Raw genomic sequence first — 6,000 nt, 5'->3', positions numbered from 1 at the left:
GTTCCGCTACCCGCCGTTCTTCCGCGCGATGCTCGCCCAGGGCGTCTCGCTGCCGCCGTCGGTCTTCGAGGCGTGGTTCGTGTCGGCCGCACACGACGACGCCGCCGTCGGCAGGATCCTCGAGGCCCTGCCTGTCGCCGCCCGCGCCGCCGCCGAGGCGACCCCCGGCTAGGAGCTTCCGGCGATAGCGCCTGGGCGATCGCGCAGCACTCCGACCTCGACCCCGCTTCCAGCGCCTCGCAGTGCAGCACCTGGCGGCGGCGGTCGCAGACACGTCCCCGGGAACGAGAACGGCTCCCGCTGAAGCGGGAGCCGGAATCTGGTGGACCTGAGGGGATTTGAACCCCTGACCTCCTCGATGCGAACGAGGCGCGCTACCAACTGCGCCACAGGCCCGTGAACCTCAGCAACATTATCACGGGTGAACCGCCGCCCCCGAATCGAGCCGATGCCTCGGGAGCCCGCCCCGCGAGAGGATGGAGGCATGCTCCACACCGGCTTTCCGCGCGTCACCGCCGTTCGCAACGTCCGTTTCGACACCGGTGCCGGAGAGCTTCTCGCCCGCGACGTCCTCGTCGACGAGGACGGCGTGATCACGTCCGTCGACGCCGCAGTCAGCGTCGCTCCGGGAGCCGGTGAGCTCGACGGCCGAGGCCTTCTCGCCCTCCCCGGGCTCGTGAACACGCACGCCCACGTCGACAAGTCGTGGATCGGCCATCCGTGGCAGTCCTATGGCGGCGAGGGCGGAACCGACGGCCGCATCCGCCACGAGCGCGCGCGACGCGACGAGCTCGGCATCCCGGGTCTCGACATCACCCGGCGCGTGCTCGCCGAATTCGTGCGCTTCGGCACCACCGCCGTCCGCACGCACGTCGACGTCGACCTCGGACTGGGCCTGCGGGGCATCGAGATCGTGCGCGAGGCGGTCGCCGAGTACGACGGCGCCCTGACGGCCGAGATCGTGGCGTTCCCTCAGGACGGCGTGCTGCGCCGTCCGGGCGTCGTCGACCTGCTTCGCGCGGCGGCGGAGACGGGTGTCGAGCACGTCGGCGGACTGGACCCCGCGAGCATCGACCGCGACCCGGTCGGCCAGTTGGACGCGCTCTTCGCGATCGCCGCCGACACGGGAGCGGGCATCGACATCCATCTGCACGATCCTGCCGAGCTCGGCGCCTTCCAGCTCGACCTCATCCTCGATCGCACCGCGTCGCTGGGACTGACGGGCAAGGTGAACATCGCGCACGGGTTCGCCATCGCCCAGGTCGACCCGGTGCGCCGCCGCGATCTGCTGCAGCGCATGGCGGGGCTCGGCGTCACCATGACGACGGTCGCACCGCTGCGCCTGCCGCAGCTGCCGCTGCACGAGATGGATGCTGCGGGCGTGCGCTTCGGGTTCGGCACCGACGGGATCCGCGACCTGTGGAGCCCCTACGGCACCGGCGACCTGCTCGGAATCGCATGGCAGTACGCACGCTCCTCCAGCATCGTGCGCGACGAGGACCTGCGCCGGGTCGTCGAACTCGCGACCACCGCCGGAGCGTCGTTCGCCGGCATCCGTCGCCATGCCCTGCAGCCCGGCGACCGCGCGGATCTCGTGCTGCTCGACGCCGAGAACGCGATGGACGCCCTCGTGCGCACTCCCCCGCGCGAGGTCACCGTGGGAGGCGGGCGCATCCTCTACCAGCGCTGACGGCCTGCGCCTGATCCGGGCGCCGGCGGTGTCTTCCCGACCCGAGTGGTCGCCGCGCGGACGCAGGATCGGAGTTCCCGACCGACACGCCGCGAACGGATGCCGCCGCCCGGCGCGCCGGCTGCTGTTCCGATCCCGCGCGCGGCCGCTCAGCCAGACGCATGGCGCTACTGGCCCGACGCGCGCCTCTCGAGGAGCTGGCGAACGTGCGCCTCGATCTCGGCGTCATCGACGTAGCCCATGCCCGTGTAGTCGGTGGAGGTCGCGGCGGGAGCCGTGCGCGTGGCACGGACGGTGTCGATCGACGGCGGCCGCTGCGCCTCGGCGCGTGCCCGCATCGCCTCTTCGAGCGCGGCCTGACGCAGCGCGGCGCGAGCCGCGGCGGCATCGAGCACTGCTGCCGCCTGCGAGCCGGCCGACGCCGTGAGCGGGCGGGGAAGGTCGCGCGGTGCCCACACGCGGGGCTCCCGCTCGAGCTCGACGTCCTGCACGATCGCGGCGGGCCGGGGCGCGGCATCCGTCAGACGAACGCTCGCGCGCGCGGTCACTCGCGACATGCGGTGAAGGACGAGAACGGATGCCGCGGCCACACCCACGCCGACCCACAGCAGAAGCTGCACACCGACGGTGACGAGCTGGTACGCGCCCCAGCCGGCGATGCCGAGACCCGCGAGGGCGGCGATCGTCGCGGTGAGGCGCAGGCGACGGCGGGCACGCGCCTGACGAGCTGCAGGCAGCGCACGGGCGGCCGCGAGTTCGGCACGGGCGGCGGCTTCGGCGGCCGCACGCTCGGCGCGCGCCCGCTCGAGGTCGATGCGCGCTTGCGCCTCGGCGGTCACCCGGTCGGCGCGAGCCCTCTCGACTTCGACCTTGGCTTCTTCGAGCGCGGCCTGCTCGCGCTCGGCGAGCGCCCGCTTCGCGAGACGCTGCTGCGCGGCGGCGGTGCGGGCGTTGAGCTCGAGCCGCACCTCTTCGGGGGTCTCACTGGTCTCGGCGAGCACCCGCAGCGCCTGGTTCAGACGCACGGCGTTGCGCTCGGCCGCATCGAACTGACGGCGGCTGTGCCACGACGGAAGGAGGTAGACGAGCCACAGGAGCGCGGCGACGAGAACGATCACTCCGCCGCCCAGCACCTGCCCACCCATGCACACCACGGTATGCGACCGGATGCCTCAGCCCCGGCAGCCGCTCGCGTGTCGACAGGCTCAGCGTCCGAAATCCAGGTCAGCACACTGAAACCGGCGCGCTCCCGGGCGCCCCGGGGACGCCTGGAAGGAGACGGCCAGGACGTGCTCAGGCGTGCAGGCGGTCGGACGGGGGCACCGTCGCCGCATCCTGCGGCGCCTGGCCCGAGACCCAGCGCTGCAGCACGCCCTCGGGCACGTCCTCGCGCACGAGCGCGAAGGCGTAGTGGTCGCGCCAGTCGCCGTCGATGTGGATGAAGCGGCGCCGCAGCCCCTCGTAGCGGAAGCCGAGCTTCTCGACGACGCGAAGGCTCGCCCGGTTCTCGGGCCGGATGCAGATCTCCATACGGTGCAGCCGGAGCTCCGAGAAGCACACGTCGGTCGCGAGGGCCACAGCGGTCGGCGTGATGCCCTTGCCCGCGAACCGGCGGCTCACCCAGTAGCCGATCGTCGCCGAGGCGAGCGAGCCGCGCGCGATGCCCCACACGTTCAGCTGCCCGGCGATGTCGCCGTCGTGCTCCATGACGAAAGGGATGCCGGCGCCGTCGCGGTACTGCTGCAGCAGTCGCCGCACCCCGACACGCATGTCGAACGACACGGGCCCGTCGGGGCTCGTCGCCTCCCACGGCCTCAGCCAGTCGCGGTTGCTCAGCAGCTCGTTCTGCAGCACGCGCGCATCGCGTGCCCGCACGAGCCGGATCGAGATCGGACCATGCCTGCGAGGGGCCGAAAGATCCATGTGACCCCCTCGAACGGGCGGCGTCAGATATTCGCCGCGAACTCCTTGAACCAGGGTCGCAGATCGGGGCCGAGATCATCGCGATCGACCGCGAGCTGCACGATGGCCTTGATGTAGTCCACCCTATCGCCGGTGTCGTAGCGACGGCCACGGAACACCACTCCGTACACGCCGGGACCGTCGGGGTCGGCCGCGAGCTCCTGCAGGGCGTCGGTGAGCTGGATCTCGCCGCCCTTGCCCGGTTCGGTGCGCTCGAGGATGTCGAACACGTTCGGGCTGAGGACGTAGCGGCCGATGATCGCGAGGTTCGACGGCGCCTCCTCGGCCTTCGGCTTCTCGACGAGGCCGGTCACCTTGACCACGCTGTCGTCGTCGGTCGGCTCGGCCGACGCGACGCCGTACATGTGGATGTGCGCGGGGTCGACCTCCATGAGGGCGACGATGGCGGCGCCGGTGCGCTCGTGCTCGGCGATCATGGTCGTCAGCAGTTCGTCGCGCTCGTCGATGAGGTCATCGCCGAGCATCACGGCGAACGAGGCGTCGCCGACATGAGCGCGGGCGCGGAGCACCGCGTGTCCGAGTCCCTTGGGCTCGCCCTGGCGGACGAAGTGGATGTCGGCGAGGTCGCTCGAGGCGACCACGCGGCGCAGGCGATCGTCGTCGCCCTTGTGCTTGAGCTTCTCCTCCAGCTCGGGAACCGAGTCGAAGTGGTTCGAGATGGCGTTCTTGTTGCGTCCGATGATGACGAGGATGTCGTCGATGCCCGCCTGGGCCGCCTCCTCCACCACGTACTGGATCGCCGGCTTGTCGACGACGGGGAGCATTTCCTTGGGCATGGCCTTCGTCGCCGGAAGGAAGCGGGTGCCGAGGCCTGCGGCCGGGATGACGGCCTTGATCGAGGTGTGGGGCATGGACCGATTCTATGGTGAGCGCGTGCCCCTCTTTTCCCGCTGACCGGCGCCCGGAAAGCGCCCCGTAGAATCGACGGCATGTCCGACGCGATCGCCGATGCCAAGAGGGCGCTGCGCGCAGACCTGCGGGAGCGGCGCCAGCTGCTGTCGGATCAGGCGCGTGAGGCGGCCGAAGACGGCATCCGCGAGCAGCTCGACCGTCTCGTCGCGGATCACCGTGTTCGCTCGATGTCCTGCTTCCTCTCGACGACGACCGAGCCGGGCACCCGTTCCTTCGTCGCGGCGGCGGTGAGCCGCGGCATCCGTGTGCTCCTGCCCGTCACGCGCACCGACGGGCTGCTCGACTGGGCGGTCGCGACCGACGACGGCGACATCGCCGAAGGCATGTTCGGACTTCCCGAACCCGTCGGCGAGCTTCTCGGCCCCATCGCCGTCAACGACGTCGATCTGCTGGTGATCCCTGCCGCGGCGGTCGACGGCAACGGCATGCGGCTGGGCTGGGGCCGCGGCTTCTACGACAAGACCCTCGGATCGATGGAGCGCTGCCCTCCCGTGTACGCGGTCGTTTTCGACTCCGAAGTCGTCGACGAGGTTCCCAGCGACATCCACGACCAGCCCGTCACGGGAATCGTCACCCCGACGCGCACCATCACCCTCGCGCCCACCCGGCGCTGACACCTGCCTGAGAGAGACATGCCCACCTACGCCTACGCCTGCAAGCAGTGCGGCCACCGCTTCGACGCGGTGCAGTCATTCGCCGACCCCGCCCTGACCGAGTGCCCCGAGTGCGGCGGCGCGCTGCGCAAGGAGTACGGCTCGATCGGCGTCACCTTCAACGGCTCGGGCTTCTACCGCACGGATTCGCGCGCCGGCGCCAAGGATTCCTCGAGCGGGTCGGATGCCGCGGGTAGCGGCTCTGCCACGACTTCGGCATCATCGAAGACCGAGGCTACGAAGGCCTCGCCCGCACCGTCGGGTTCGTGACCGGCGCTCGCCGGGCAACTGAGGGGCACATCACGTGATCAAGGGCTTCAAGGAGTTCATCCTCCGAGGGAACGTCATCGACCTGGCCGTCGCGGTCGTCATCGGCGCCGCGTTCACCGCCGTCGTCAACGCGATCGTGTCGAGCATCATCAATCCCCTCATCGCGCTTTTCTGGAAGCCCGACGCGAACGGCCAGATCGGCGTCGAGGTGAACGGGCTCTGGGGTCCGGTGACGTTTCCGATCGGCGACCTGATCAATGCGGTCATCGCTTTCCTCGCCGTCGCGGTCGTCGTGTACTTCGTGTTCGTCTACCCGATGAACCGCCTCAAGGAGCGCGCCGCCGCCAAGGCCGGCATCACTCCCGCCGACGTGGAGCCGAAGCTCCCGACCGAGCAGGAGCTCCTGGTGCAGATCCGCGACCTTCTCGACAAGCAGTCGACGAAATCTGACGCGCCCGCTACCGGTCGCTGAGCGAGCGCTCCTCGCCAGGA

General features: G+C 70.6%; 7 protein-coding genes, 1 tRNA gene and 1 pseudogene. 5 read left to right on the top strand and 4 right to left on the bottom strand.

Annotation, left to right across the window (positions count from 1 at the left end; translation table 11 throughout):
- Nucleotides 1–172: pseudogene (locus tag WYM_RS21935) on the top strand (glutamate-1-semialdehyde 2,1-aminomutase); the annotation flags it as partial.
- A gap of 148 nt (nt 173–320) precedes the next feature.
- Here the strand turns inward: WYM_RS21935 and WYM_RS08000 are convergent.
- Nucleotides 321–396: transfer RNA gene (locus tag WYM_RS08000), tRNA-Ala, on the bottom strand.
- An 88-nt stretch (nt 397–484) separates the two neighbouring features.
- On the opposite strand from WYM_RS08000, the gene WYM_RS07995 reads away from it, so the two are divergent.
- Nucleotides 485–1,690: an amidohydrolase family protein gene (locus WYM_RS07995; protein ID WP_019180309.1), complete on the top strand. Its 1,206-nt coding sequence runs from the start codon at nt 485–487 to the stop codon at nt 1,688–1,690.
- 167 nt (nt 1,691–1,857) lie between these two features.
- On the opposite strand, the gene WYM_RS07990 is transcribed toward WYM_RS07995, so the two are convergent.
- The 3 genes from WYM_RS07990 to galU form a co-directional block, all read right to left on the bottom strand.
- Nucleotides 1,858–2,835 carry a hypothetical protein gene (locus WYM_RS07990; protein WP_019180308.1) on the bottom strand — a complete coding sequence of 326 codons (978 nt, stop codon included), beginning with the start codon at nt 2,833–2,835 and terminating at the stop codon, nt 1,858–1,860.
- A gap of 148 nt (nt 2,836–2,983) precedes the next feature.
- Nucleotides 2,984–3,613, bottom strand: coding sequence for a GNAT family N-acetyltransferase (locus tag WYM_RS07985; RefSeq protein ID WP_019180307.1), 630 nt, complete (start codon nt 3,611–3,613; stop codon nt 2,984–2,986).
- A 23-nt stretch (nt 3,614–3,636) separates the two neighbouring features.
- Nucleotides 3,637–4,524 (bottom strand): UTP--glucose-1-phosphate uridylyltransferase GalU, encoded by an 888-nt coding sequence (galU, locus tag WYM_RS07980; RefSeq protein ID WP_019180306.1) that lies wholly within the window; start codon nt 4,522–4,524, stop codon nt 3,637–3,639.
- Between the two features lie 78 nt (nt 4,525–4,602).
- Between galU and WYM_RS07975 the strand changes: the two genes are divergently transcribed.
- From WYM_RS07975 to mscL, 3 genes are read left to right on the top strand one after another with little or no spacing between them, the layout of a single operon-like run.
- Nucleotides 4,603–5,199 carry a 5-formyltetrahydrofolate cyclo-ligase gene (locus tag WYM_RS07975; protein ID WP_019180305.1) on the top strand — a complete coding sequence of 199 codons (597 nt, stop codon included), beginning with the start codon at nt 4,603–4,605 and terminating at the stop codon, nt 5,197–5,199.
- A gap of 18 nt (nt 5,200–5,217) precedes the next feature.
- Nucleotides 5,218–5,508: an FmdB family zinc ribbon protein gene (locus WYM_RS07970; protein ID WP_019180304.1), complete on the top strand. Its 291-nt coding sequence runs from the start codon at nt 5,218–5,220 to the stop codon at nt 5,506–5,508.
- A 34-nt stretch (nt 5,509–5,542) separates the two neighbouring features.
- The gene (gene mscL / locus WYM_RS07965; protein WP_019180303.1) at nt 5,543–5,980 is read left to right on the top strand and encodes a large conductance mechanosensitive channel protein MscL; all 438 of its coding nucleotides are present in this window, start codon (nt 5,543–5,545) and stop codon (nt 5,978–5,980) included.
- Nucleotides 5,981–6,000: the final 20 nt, after the last annotated feature.

The sequence above is a fragment of the Microbacterium yannicii PS01 genome, assembly GCF_000304335.1.
In the GTDB taxonomy this organism is placed as follows: Bacteria; Actinomycetota; Actinomycetes; order Actinomycetales; family Microbacteriaceae; genus Microbacterium; species Microbacterium yannicii_A.
This window is presented reverse-complemented; position numbering and strand designations above follow the sequence as displayed.